Origin of the sequence: Agromyces cerinus (assembly GCF_016907835.1) — a bacterium.
GTDB classification, from domain to species: Bacteria; Actinomycetota; Actinomycetes; order Actinomycetales; family Microbacteriaceae; genus Agromyces; species Agromyces nitratus.
Window position 1 is genome coordinate 2,475,199 of record NZ_JAFBCT010000001.1, and the last position, 11,804, is coordinate 2,487,002.

The window sequence follows — 11,804 nt, forward strand, 5'->3', positions numbered from 1 at the left end:
CCGCTCAGCTGCGCTCGAGCAGCCAGTCCATGGCGTCGGGCGCGACATCGAGCACCGAGACGTGCCCGTCGTCGAGGCGCATCCAGAGCGAGGCCCGCGGGATGTGCGCGACGAGCCATGAGGCATGTTTCGCGGGCACCACCCGATCGCCCTCGCCCTGCACGAGGAGCACCGGCACGTCGATGCCGCCGAGGTCGAAGCCCCACGGGGCGGCGAACGCGACGTCGTCGTCGATGAGGCCGTCGGGCCCGGCTTCCCCGGCACGCACGGAGTCGGCACCGAGCGACGCCCATCGCTCGTCGAGCGCCGCCCAGTCGACGGGGAGGAACTGCGACGGGTCGAATGCCGCGGTCTCGGCGAACGCCGCTCGCGCTGCGCGCCCCTCGACGGCGGCATGCAGGCCGCCCGGCGAGGCCATGCCGGCGAACCAGTCGTAGGCGGTGGTGCGCGGGGCGATGCCCGCGAGCGTGACCGCACCGGTCACACGCTCCGGCAGCAGCGCCGCGCAGGCGAGCGCGTGCGGGCCGCCGCCCGACGCCCCCATCACCGCGAATCGTTCGACGCCGAGCGCGTCGGCGACCGCCGCGACATCCGCTGCCGCCGAGGCGACGTCGCGGCCGGGCCGCGGCGTCGAGCCGCCGTAGCTCGGGCGCCCATAGGAGACGAGCCGGATGCCACGGGCCGACGCCGCTTCGAGCAGCGGTTCGAGCGGGGCGCCCGTCTGCGGGGAGCCGTGATGCCAGACGACCGTGAGGGCCGACGCGGCATCCGCCCCGGTGTCGTAGGCGCGCAGGCTGCCGCCGTCGCGGAGCGGCACGTCGAGTTCGCTGACCGCCATGACGGCTCAGCCCTGCACGCCGGCGGCGCGAACGGCCGCCGCGGTGAACGCGGGGCGCACCCGTTCCCACCCGTCGAGGTAGCCGCCGACCATCGCGGCATCGCGCAGCAGCACGAGCTGGGCCGCGGCGCCTATCGGGTCATCCACCTCGGCCGCCGTCAGCACCGACTCGAGCTCGGAGCGGAACCACTCGCGGTGCTCGGCGACGGCCCGGCGCACGCCGCTGTCGGCGTCGGGATACTCGGCGGCGGCGTTGATGAACGGGCAGCCCCGTGTGTGGTGGCGGGCGACGTCGTCGGCGAGCCCCTCGATCACGAGCCCCACGAGCTGCTTCGGCTCGGCGCCGGATGCCTCGGCGGCCACGAACGCGCCGCGGATGTTCGCGTCCTCGACACCGAGGTAGGCCTCGACGAGGTCCTCCTTGCCCGGGAAGTGCCGGTAGAACGTCGCCCGGGTGACACCGGCCTCGCCGATGATGCGGTCGACGCCGACCGAGTGGATGCCCTCGCGGTAGAAGAGCTCGGAGGCCGTGCGCAGCAGGCGTTCGCGCGCTTCGGAGGTGCCGGTGGAGGTGCTTCGAGGTGCCATACCGAAAATGATAGAACGATCTTTCTCTTTTTGCTTGACATGGGGATCGACTCGGAGTAACTTCACAGACATAGACAGAACGATCGTTCTACCAACGGGTGGGACGCCATGAGAAGGAGAGAACAATGACCGCCACCAAGACCCCCATCGTCCTCATCCACGGACTCTGGATGACCCCGAAGAGCTGGAACACCTGGGCCGAGTACTTCCGGGCCCGCGGCCACGAGGTCATCGTCCCGGGCTGGCCCGGCATCGACGACCGGGAGGTCGCCGACATCCGCTCGAACCCCGAGGCACTGCAGGGCATCGGCCTGAAGCAGATCGCCGACCACTACGAGCGCATCATCCGGGCGCTCCCCCAGAAGCCGATCATCATGGGCCACTCCTTCGGCGGCCTCCTCACCCAGATGCTCGCCGACCGCGGCCTCGGCGCCGCCTACGTCGGCGTCACCCCCGGCCAGCCCGCCGGCATCACGACCCTGCCGGCATCGACCCTCTGGACCGGCACGCCGATCCTCTCGAACCCCTTCGCCAAGAACGGCGCGAAGCCGCTCTCGAAGGGCCACTTCCACTTCACCTTCGGCAACGACCTCGACCGCGCGGCATCCGACCGCCTCTGGGAGGAGTTCGCGGTGAACTCGTACAACCGCGTGTTCTTCGAGGGCGTCGCGGGCGCGTTCAACGAGAAGGGCGGCGTCAGCCACGTCGACTTCGGCCGCACCGACCGTGCGCCGCTGCTCGTCATCACCGGCGAGATCGACCACGTCGTGCCGCCGGCCATCGGCAAGGCCATCGTGAAGAAGTACCACTCGACGGGCAGCCCCGCCGTGGTCGAGTACCGCGAGTTCGCCGGTCGCACCCACCGCATCGTCAGCCAGGACGGCTGGGAAGAGGTCGCCGAATACGCGCTCACCTGGGCGACCGAGCACGCCGAGGCGGCCGCGCACGCGGCCTGAGGGTCGACCCCTCAGCGCTCGATCGAGTCTCGGCGGCCGTCATCCGAACGGCCGCCGAAGACGTTGCGCAACACGAAGTACACGACGACCGCGACCACGGCGACGATCACGAGCTTGCCGATGAACCAGAGCAGGCTGAACAGCACGTCGACGAGGAACCACGCGATGACGACGGCGACGATCACGCCGATGACGGTCCAGACGGTGCGGCTCATGATCCGAGGCTAGTCGACGGGCCGCGGATGCCCCGGGCCGGCGCCGGTCGGCCCCGGCTCACGGCGCATGGCCGTCGAAGAGCAGGGTGGGCACGGGGCCGAACGGCATCGATCGCACACGGAACGGTCGCACGTCGTCGCCGATGAAGCCCGCATCGGCGAGTGTTCGAGCGGTGTCGCGGTCCCAGTGGCATCCGTGGCAGAACCTCGCCGTGAACGGCGTCGCGATGCGCTGCACCACGCGCTTCGCGGTGCGCGGCGGCGCCGCGACGTGATCGACGAAGACGACCCGTCCTCCGGGCACGAGCACCCGACGCACCTCCGCCAGTGCGATCGCCGGATCCGCCACCGAGCACAGCACGTAGGTGGCGACGACCGCGTCGACCGAGCGATCGGGCAGCGGGATGGCCTCGGCCATGGCGTCGAGCGGCTCGGCCCGGTGCCCCCACTCCCGCGCTCGCTTCGCGAGCTCCGCGCGGCGCTCGGCGTCGGGCTCGAGGCCGATCCACTCGACGTCGATATGCAGGGCGCCGAAGTTCTCGCCCTCGCCGGCGCCGATCTCGAGCACCCGCCCGCGCACTCGGCCGACGAACTCCCGCTCGAGGTCGTCGAGGCGGTCGTCGTCGATGAGCTCGGATGTCGCGGCCTTCGCTTGCTCCATGCCGCCATGCGAGCACGTCGCCGGGCGCGCGTCAAGCGTGAGCGGCGCACCTGCTCCCACCCCCTGCCTCGGCCGTAGGCTGGTGCGATGCTCAGCCGATTCCTCTCCGGCGCCGCCCTGCTGCTGCGCGGCTTCGGGTTCTGGGGGCGGCGGCCCGGCGTCATGCTGCTCGGCCTGATCCCCGCGGCGATCGTCTTCGCGATCGTGCTCGCCGCACTCGTCGCACTCGGTATCCAGCTGCCCGCGATCGTCGAGTGGGCCACACCGTTCGCCGAACGGTGGGACGCGTTCTGGACGGTGTCGCTGCGCATCGCCATCGCCGCCGTGACCTTCGCCGGCGCCGTGCTGCTCGCGGCGGTCACGTTCACCGCGGTGACGCTCGCCGTCGGCGATCCGTTCTACGAGCGCATCTGGCGCGCCGTCGAGATCGAGCTCGGCGGCGACGTACCCGATCGCGGAGCCGGGTTCTGGCGAGCGGCCGCCGATGCCGCCGCGCTCATCGCGCTCGGCGTCGTCGCGGCGCTCGTCGTCGGCCTGATCGGGTTCGTTCCGGTCGTCGGGGCGTTCGTCGCGCCGGTGCTCGGCGTCGTGCTGTCGGGATGGCTGCTCGCACGCGAGCTCACCGCGCGCGCCTTCGAGGCTCGCGGCATCACGTCGGCCGACCGCAAGGCGGTGCTTCGCGGACAGCGGGCCCGGATGCTCGGGTTCGGCGTCGCGACCCAGCTCTGCTTCATGGTGCCGCTCGGCGCGGTGATCGCGATGCCCGCTGCGGTGGCCGGGTCGACGATGCTCGCGCGCGCGGCGCTCGATGCCTCGCACCCTCAGGCAGGTTCGGGCCCGACGCCGCCTTCGGCCTGAGCATCAGGGCGCGGGCACCGGCTCACCCGGCAACGACGGATGGCGCGGCCGACCTCAAGCCCACGCCTATCAGCACTCGGTCTTCGAGAACGATCGCGAAGCGCGCCGATAGGGTAACGCTGAAGAACAGGCATTCCGCGACCCGACCAGAAGGAACAGTCCTCATGTCTCAGAACCGCACCATCAAGCCCTCGCCTGCGTTCATCGGTGCGTCCTGGGCGGCTCTCGCCATCGGAATGGGCACCTTCCTCATCTCGCTGTTGAACGCCGACATGGAGCTGAACGAGAAGGGGTACTACCTCTCGCTCCTCCTCTTGGGCCTGTTCGCCGCGATCTCCGTGCAGAAGTCGGTCCGCGACCGCGCCGAGGCGATCCCTGTCACCAACATCTACTACGGCATCGCCTGGCTGATGCTCGCCGCCGCACTCACGCTGCTCATCGTCGGGCTCATCAACGCCCGCAGCATCTCCATCAGCGAGAAGCTGGTGTACGGCGTCTCCTTCGCGATGTCGCTCTACGCCGTGGTCGCGATCCAGAAGAACGTCCGCGACCTCGCGACATCGGAGGATCCGGACGAAGTGCAGGCGGCTCGTCAGCCTCATCTCCTCGTCACGTCGCCGTCCAACGACGGGGCGCTTGACTGAGGGCTGCCGCACGACTGCCACTGCCAGCACACCCCGTCTCGCACGCGCTGAAGGATTCGGCGGCTCTCGTCCGCATCGAACCGGTGGATCTCTCGCGCCCTCCGGTGGGCGACCGCCGAACAGCAGAGCGGATGCCGCGGCGCGAGCCCGCGGCATCCGCTCTGCCTTTCATCGTCAGCGCAACCCGGCGAAGAACGCGCGGATGTCGCCGGCCACGAGCTCGGGCACCTCGAGGGCCGCGTAGTGACCGCCCTGCTCGAAACGGCTCCAGTGCACGATGTTCGAGTTGTCGCGCTCGGCGAAGACCTTGATGGTCTGGAAGTCGTCCTTGAAGACGGCGACTCCGGTGGGCGCGGCGTTGATCTGCGGCTCGGCCTCGGCGCGCGCGTTGTCGAGGTAGCTGCGGCTCATGCCCGCTGCGGCATTCGCGAACCAGGTGACGCTCACCTCGGTGATGATCTGCTCGAGGGTGACGAGCGAGGTGCCGTTGCCGAAGGAGTTGAAGAGCTCGCTGTAGGCGAGCAGCGCGATGGGCGAATCGCTGAGGCCGACGGCCACGGTCTGCGGGCGGCTCGCGTTCATGGTGTTGTAGCCACCGACCGACTGGAACCACTGCATGTGCTCGAGTCCCGCGTAGTCCTGCGGTTCGAGGTGCTCGAACTCGGCCGGGTCGCCGCTCGGGAAGGAGAAGAGCTGCAGCACGTGCAGGCCGAGGAAGCCCTCGGGGCCCGCGAGTCCGAGCTCGCGGGCGACGAGCGCGCCGTTGTCGGAGCCGTGGATGCCGTACTCGGCATATCCGAGCCGGTGCATGAGCTCGTCGTAGGCGCGAGCGACGCGAGCCGTGGTCCAGCCGGGCTCGGTGACCGGGTTCGAGAAACCGTAGCCCGGGGCATCCGGGATCACGACGTCGAACGCGTCTTCGGCGCGGCCGCCGTGCGCGACCGGGTCGACGAGCAGGTCGATGAGGTCGAGGTAGTCGACGGATGACCCGGGGTAGGTGTGCGCCAGGAGCAGCGGCGTGGCGCCGGGATGCGCCGAACGCACGTGGATGAAGTGGATCGGCTGGCCGTCGACCTCGGTCATGAAGTGCGGCACGGCGTTGATGCGCGCCTCGGCGGCACGCCAATCGAACGCACGCCAGGCTTCGACGGCCTCACGGAGGTAGGTGTTCGGCGTGCCCGTGTCCCAGTCGTCGGCGGGTGCCGGCTGGGGCAGCCGGGTGCGCGCGAGGCGCTCCATGAGGTCGTCGACATCGGCCTGGGCGACATCGATCGTGAACGGGCGGATAACGGCGTGAGAGGTGGTGTTCGTCATGTCTTCGACGGTACGGTGCATATAGGAACATTCACTTCCTAATGAGCGATTGAGTTTCCACCATGTCCGATACCGCCGCACGCCTGCTGGCGCTGCTCGCCCTGCTGCAGACCCGCCCCGACTGGACGAGCACCGAACTCGGCGCTCGACTCGGCGTGACGCCGCGCACCATCCGCAACGACATCGACCGCCTGCGCGAGCTCGACTACCCCGTCGACGCCACCCGCGGCGCCGCAGGAGGCTATCGCCTCGGCGCGGGCGCGAAGCTGCCGCCGCTGCTGCTCGACGACGAGGAGGCGGTCGCCGTGGCCATCGGCCTGCGGGCCGCCACCGGCATCGCGGGCGTCGAGGAGTCGAGCACCCGCGCCCTCACCAAACTCGAGCAGGTGCTGCCGTCACGGCTCAGGCCCACGGTCGAAGCGCTCGCGACCGTGATCGAGCATGCACCCGAGAACAACGACACGGATGCCCCCGACCCCGAGGTCGACGCCGCAGTGCTCACCGCGGTGGCGAGTGCCATCCGCGGGGTCGAATGGATCCGGTTCGACTACCAGGGCTCGGCGCGCCTCATCGAGCCGTACCGGCTGCTGAGCTGGGCACGCCGCTGGTACCTCGTGGGCCGCGACCCGTCGACCGACGAGTGGGGCACCTTCCGCGCCGACTGGATCGAGCCGCGCATGCCGACTCGGCGCCGCTTCGACCCGACGGCACTGCCGGGCGGCGACTACACGGCCTTCGCGATGCGCTCCATCGCCGAGAGCGGCTGGAAGGTGCATGCGCGTCTGCGCATCGCAGCGCCGGCCGATGCCGTGCTCGCCCGCATCCACCACGCGGTGGGCGTCGTCGAGGCCGTCTCCGAGACCGAGTCGGTGCTCGTCACCGGTGCCGACTCGCTCGACACCATCGCCGCCTACATCGGCATGCTGGGCATGGATTTCACGGTCGAGTCCCCTGACGAGCTGCGCTCGCTGCTGCTGACCTACAGCGAGCGCTACGCGCGAGCCGCTCGCCGACCTGCCTGAAAGTCAAGGCTATACATCTGATCTTTGGTTCGACAGTATGGGTTTCGCGGCCGCTTCTGTTCGATGCCTGCCGCATTTCCGTGTGAAACACCTGATCAATGATGCGCAGGAGATATTCGATGAACTTCAGGTTCGACCCTCACCGCCGCCGCGTTCTCCAGATCGGCGGCGTCGTCGCGATGGCGCCGCTGCTCGGCGACGTGCTCACCTCACGGCCGGCTGCCGCAGCACCGTTCACCGCTGCCGGCGTGGCCACCTCGGCCCGGCGCGCGGCGCTCACCGCCCCAGCGCTCTCGCAGAAGTCGCTCTGGTACGGCACGCCGGCCACCGATTGGCAGTCGCAGGCGCTGCCCATCGGCAACGGCCGACTCGGCGGCATGATCTTCGCGAACCCCGATGAAGAGGTCGTGCAGTTCAACGAGCAGAGCCTCTGGGGCGGCGTCAACGACTACGACAACGCACTCATGGGCAAGCCCGACGGCGCGTACGACACGAGCGTGACGGGCTTCGGCTCGTACCGCGACTTCGGCACGATGCGTTTCACCTTCGCCGCAGGCCCGAAGGTCACCGCGCCCGGCGGGCCGTACCGCGTCTCGGGCTCCGAAGGCGTCGACCGCACCTACGACGGCAACTCGCGCACCAAGTGGTGCATCGACGGGCCGCCCGCCACCGTGCTGTGGCAGGCCGAACTGCCGGACCCCGCCACGGTCACGGACTACAGCTTCACGAGCGCCAACGACGTGCCGGCCCGCGACCCGCAGGAGTGGACGCTCTCGGGTTCGCAGAACGGCGTCGACTGGAGCGTGCTCGACACCCGCACGGGCGCCCCGTTCGAGAGCCGCTTCCAGGCGAAGCAGTACACCTTCGACAACACCACCGCGTACCGCTACTACCGCTTCGCCTTCGTGCCGAAGGCGGGCGTCAGCCACTTCCAGGTCTCCGAGATCTCGCTCGGCGGGGTCAGCCTCTCGTCGGGGGCGCTCGTGTACGTCTCGTCGCCGAGCGGCGCGTCCGGCGGCACGGATGTCACGACCAACCTCGCCCGCAGCGTCGACGGCGACCCGGCGACGGCCTGGCGCGTCGCCGAACCCGGCGACGGGGTGCACTGGCAGCTCGACCTGCCGGCCAAGGCGGTCGCGACGTCGTACGTGCTGACCGCGGCATCCGACGCCCCGGAGCAGGACCCCGCGCGATGGCGGCTGGAGGCATCGGTCAACGGTGTCGACTGGGTCGCGCTCGACTCGCGCGAGCCCGGGGCGCCATTCGCGGCCCGCGGCGAGGCGAAGAGCTACACCTTCGCGAACACGACGGGCTACACCTCGTACCGGTTCACGTTCGCCACGACATCGACGACGAACCCGTTCGCGATCGGCGAGGTCGCCCTCGTCGGGCCCTCCTTCGACTCGCGCACCCTCCGCGCCGTCACCGACTACCGACGCGGCCTCGACACCTCCGACGGCATGCACGTGACGCAGTTCGGCACGATCGCGGGCCAGGTGATCCGTGAAGCGTTCGCGAGCCGCGAGGCCGACGTCATGGTCCTCCGCTACACGACCGATGCGGAGTCGGGGATCTCGGGCGTCGTCTCGCTCACCTCGGCCCAGGAGCAGGCACCGACGACCGCCGCGGGCAACGGAGTCGGCGCCGAGCTCAGGTTCCGCGGGGTCATGGCCAACGCGCTACAGCACGCCTGCACCATCCGCGTCGTCGAGGCCGATGGCGTCGTGACGGTCGAGGGCGGCACCCTGCGCGTCACGGGTTGCCACACGCTGACCCTCGTGCTCGACGCCCGCACCGACTACAAGATGAGTGCAGCAGACGGATGGCGCGGCGACGCCCCCGAAGCGGGCATCGCCGCCGCACTCGGGGCTGCCGCAGCACGCTCGTTCGCCGAACTCCGCGACGAGCACACGTCTCAGGTCTCCGAGCTCATGTCGCGGGCGACCGTGAAGTGGGGTGAGACGGATTCCGCGGTGCTCGAGCTCTCGACGAGCCAGCGCCTCGCCCGCTACAAGACGGGCAAGGCCGACCCCACGCTCGAGCAGGCGATGTTCGACTACGGGCGGTACCTGCTGCTCAGCTCCTCGCGCCCCGGCGGACTGCCGGCGAACCTGCAGGGGCTCTGGAACAACAGCAACCAGCCTGCGTGGGCCAGCGATTACCACACGAACATCAACGTGCAGATGAACTACTGGGGCGCCGAGAGCACGAACCTGGCCGAGAGCCACACCGCCCTCATCGACTTCGTCGAGCAGGTCGCGGTGCCGAGCCGCGTCGCGACACGCAACGCATTCGGACAGGAGACCCGCGGGTGGACGGCCCGCACCTCGCAGTCGATCTTCGGCGGCAACTCGTGGGAGTGGAACACCGTCGCGAGCGCCTGGTACGCGCAGCACATCTACGAGCACTGGGCTTTCACGCAGGACAAGCGCTACCTGCGCGAGACCGCCCACCCGATGATCAAGGAGATCTGCGAGTTCTGGGAGGACCGCCTCGAGGAGAACGCCGACGGGCAGCTCGTCGCGCCCGACGGGTGGTCGCCCGAGCACGGCCCTCGTGAAGACGGCGTCATGTACGACCAGCAGATCATCTGGGACCTCTTCCAGAACTACCTCGACTGCGCGGAGGCGCTCGATGTCGACGAGGAATACCGCGAGCGGGTGGCCGACATGCAATCCCGCCTGGCGCCGAACAAGATCGGCCGTTGGGGCCAGCTGCAGGAGTGGCAGCGCGATCTCGACGACCCGAGCGACATCCACCGCCACACCTCGCACCTCTTCGCGGTCTACCCCGGTCGCCAGATCACCGACGCGACGCCCGAGCTCGCGGCCGCGGCGCTCGTCTCCCTCAAGGCCCGCTGCGGCGAGAAGGAGGGTGTGCCGTTCACCGAGGCGACCGTCTCGGGCGACAGCCGTCGCTCGTGGACGTGGCCGTGGCGCACCGCGCTCTTCGCCCGACTCGGCGACGCCGAGCGTGCGCGCATCATGCTGCGCGGCCTGCTCTCGTTCAACACCCTGCAGAACCTGTTCTGCGACCACCCGCCCTTCCAGATGGACGGCAACTTCGGCATCTCGGGCGCCGTCGCCGAGATGCTGCTGCAGAGCCATCAGGACGTCATCCACCTGCTGCCGGCGCTCCCCGAGGAGTGGCAGGCCGAAGGCGAGTTCTCGGGCCTGCGGGCTCGCGGCGGCTACGAGGTGAGCTGCGAATGGCGCGACGGCCGGGTCGTCTCGTTCGATGTCGTCGCCGACCGCGCCTCCAACCAGGGCAACGTCATCGTGAGGGTCGACGGGGTCGACCACACGGTGAAACCGGCCGACCCCAGGAGCGGGCAGCCGATGCGCGACAAGGGGCCGATCCGCAGCTGACCTGCGCACTCGCGATGAGCACAGCGCCCGCGTCGACCGTCGTGGTCGGCGCGGGCGCCGTCGTCCGTGGGCGGATCAGCACCGGCAGCGGCTCAGCGGCAGCCCTTCGAGCGCTCGATGAGTTCATCGGAGGGGCGGCCGTAGAGCCACTCGCCGTTGCCGTTCGCGTCGGTGTGCCCCATGCCGATCGCCCAGGCGACGGCCCATGGCTCGTTGTCGTTCGCGTACTCGCCGACGATGTCGTAGCACTTCGAGGTGATCGCGTGGCCGACCTCGTGCGTGACGAGCGCGGCCATGACCGGGTCGCCCCACTGCTCCGCGATGCTGTTCGAGAGCGTGATCGTCGAGAGTCCGCCCTCCCAGGTGTCCCAGGTCGCGGTGCCCCCCGCGGAGCCGTTCTCGCCGTAGCCGATCACGATCGGCGCCCAGTCGAACTCGAGCAGCACGCCGCCCGCGATCGACCGGGCGTACGCCTCGACCTCGACGCGACGGTCGTAGAGCGGGCCCGCCTTCTCGGCCTCTTCGGCCGCGTGGGTCGACTGCAGTGCGGCGGCCGCAGCGACGTAGGCGTCGATGCGCGCCGTGGCGTCGTATCCCCACGTGCTGCCGGCGAGCTGCTCGACACTGTTGCGGTACTCGATGCGCTCGACGTTGCGCGCCGATCCGTTGGCGGCCTCGAGCGCAGCGGCGACCGGCGCGATCGCGTCGAGGTACGCGATGCCCGAGTCGGTGACGGCGTTGTCGGCCACGGCGAGATCGGCGGCGTACGCGTCGGCCTCGGCGGCCTGGGCGGTGAGCCGCTCGGACTCCGCGTCCAGCAGTTCGGAGGCGCGGTCGAGATCGGCGAACCAGATCGGGCGCGACAGCGGCCGGTTCGGTTCGGCGAACTCCGTCTCGGGCGCCGAGGCCATCAGCGTGTCGAACTCCGCCGTGACCGTCGTCAGTGCGGCGTTCGCCTCGGGATCGACCAGCGGGTCGGGTGCGGCCAGCACCGACGCGGCGATCTCCGCGGTCGCGGCGGCCTCCGCCTCGACGGCCGTGGTCGACGCGGCGACCGTCTCGGCCTCGGCGACGGCGTCGCGATGGGCCGCGACCGCCGCGTCGAAGCGGAGGTTCGCGATCGCGCTCGCGGCGAGCACGGCAGCGGAGAGGAGCAGGAAGAGCGCCACGCCGAGCACGGTCCACGCGACGGCCGCGCGCGATCGACGCGGGGTGGGAGCACCGATCGCGGCCGGTACCTGGCCGAGAGGATCGAGCGTCGCGCTCGGGGCGGATTCGAGGGTCACTCGTGAAGTATCCCCGGTCGTGAGCGGTCGGGCAATCCGAACGGGCGCCGGGCG

At 70.3% G+C, this 11,804-nt stretch carries 11 protein-coding genes; 5 read left to right on the forward strand and 6 right to left on the reverse strand.

Going from position 1 to position 11,804, the window contains the following annotated elements:
- Positions 1–4: 4 nt before the first annotated feature.
- A complete protein-coding gene (locus tag JOE59_RS11535; RefSeq protein WP_204460646.1) occupies positions 5–838 on the reverse strand; it encodes an alpha/beta fold hydrolase in 834 nt (277 codons plus the stop codon).
- Positions 839–844: 6 nt separating this feature from the next.
- Entirely contained in the window at positions 845–1,426 is a 582-nt protein-coding gene (locus JOE59_RS11540; RefSeq protein ID WP_204460647.1) for a TetR/AcrR family transcriptional regulator, read from the reverse strand.
- Between the two features lie 125 nt (positions 1,427–1,551).
- On the opposite strand from JOE59_RS11540, the gene JOE59_RS11545 reads away from it, so the two are divergent.
- A complete protein-coding gene (locus JOE59_RS11545) occupies positions 1,552–2,382 on the forward strand; it encodes an alpha/beta hydrolase (protein WP_204460648.1) in 831 nt (276 codons plus the stop codon).
- Between the two features lie 11 nt (positions 2,383–2,393).
- Here the strand turns inward: JOE59_RS11545 and JOE59_RS11550 are convergent, their stop codons facing one another.
- Both JOE59_RS11550 and JOE59_RS11555 read right to left on the reverse strand, forming a co-directional pair.
- A complete protein-coding gene (locus tag JOE59_RS11550; RefSeq protein WP_074261752.1) occupies positions 2,394–2,597 on the reverse strand; it encodes a hypothetical protein in 204 nt (67 codons plus the stop codon).
- A gap of 58 nt (positions 2,598–2,655) precedes the next feature.
- On the reverse strand, positions 2,656–3,258 hold the full coding sequence (locus JOE59_RS11555; protein ID WP_204460650.1) for a class I SAM-dependent methyltransferase: 603 nt from the start codon (positions 3,256–3,258) through the stop codon (positions 2,656–2,658).
- An 87-nt stretch (positions 3,259–3,345) separates the two neighbouring features.
- Between JOE59_RS11555 and JOE59_RS11560 the strand changes: the two genes are divergently transcribed.
- Complete coding sequence (locus JOE59_RS11560) at positions 3,346–4,116, forward strand: EI24 domain-containing protein (RefSeq protein WP_204460652.1); 771 nt, start codon at positions 3,346–3,348, stop codon at positions 4,114–4,116.
- A gap of 164 nt (positions 4,117–4,280) precedes the next feature.
- The gene (yiaA, locus tag JOE59_RS11565) at positions 4,281–4,760 is read left to right on the forward strand and encodes an inner membrane protein YiaA (RefSeq protein ID WP_204460654.1); all 480 of its coding nucleotides are present in this window, start codon (positions 4,281–4,283) and stop codon (positions 4,758–4,760) included.
- Between the two features lie 174 nt (positions 4,761–4,934).
- Here yiaA and JOE59_RS11570 read toward each other — a convergent pair whose 3' ends face one another.
- Entirely contained in the window at positions 4,935–6,074 is a 1,140-nt protein-coding gene (locus JOE59_RS11570; protein ID WP_204460657.1) for an epoxide hydrolase family protein, read from the reverse strand.
- Positions 6,075–6,136: 62 nt separating this feature from the next.
- On the opposite strand from JOE59_RS11570, the gene JOE59_RS11575 reads away from it, so the two are divergent.
- Positions 6,137–7,096: a helix-turn-helix transcriptional regulator gene (locus tag JOE59_RS11575; protein ID WP_204460659.1), complete on the forward strand. Its 960-nt coding sequence runs from the start codon at positions 6,137–6,139 to the stop codon at positions 7,094–7,096.
- 119 nt (positions 7,097–7,215) lie between these two features.
- Entirely contained in the window at positions 7,216–10,464 is a 3,249-nt protein-coding gene (locus JOE59_RS11580; protein WP_204460661.1) for a glycosyl hydrolase family 95 catalytic domain-containing protein, read from the forward strand.
- 92 nt (positions 10,465–10,556) lie between these two features.
- Here the strand turns inward: JOE59_RS11580 and JOE59_RS11585 are convergent, their stop codons facing one another.
- Positions 10,557–11,750 (reverse strand): hypothetical protein, encoded by a 1,194-nt coding sequence (locus JOE59_RS11585; protein WP_204460662.1) that lies wholly within the window; start codon positions 11,748–11,750, stop codon positions 10,557–10,559.
- Positions 11,751–11,804 lie beyond the last annotated feature (54 nt).